This window comes from Rhizobium sp. PRIMUS64 (assembly GCF_023006465.1).
Lineage (GTDB): Bacteria > Pseudomonadota > Alphaproteobacteria > Rhizobiales > Rhizobiaceae > Rhizobium > Rhizobium leguminosarum.
In genome coordinates this window covers 1-223 of record NZ_JALBGX010000402.1, presented here as the reverse complement: position 1 = coordinate 223, position 223 = coordinate 1, and the positions used below count along the sequence as shown (strand labels likewise).

Annotated in this window: 1 protein-coding gene; it reads left to right on the top strand. The window is 64.6% G+C overall.

The window, feature by feature from the left end:
- Positions 1-223: hypothetical protein (locus MOV76_RS39750; protein ID WP_247266657.1), on the top strand; the 223-nt coding region annotated here is incomplete at both ends.

Genomic DNA, 223 nt, shown 5'->3' with positions numbered 1-223 from the left:
GCGACGGCGCATGGCGGTTGCCATTCCTGCTCTGTCGACGGCGGCGGAAGACGTGCTCATGCGACTGACTGCCGAGGCGAAGAACAACGACCGCAAGCTGACGGCTTCCGCCGCCCCTCTCGATCCCAGCATTCGCCGGGAGTTCGCCGCCGTCAGCCGGGCACTCGACGAGCGCTTTGGTCGCAATGCCATCATTCGCGGCGAAAAGGATCTCATCAACCGT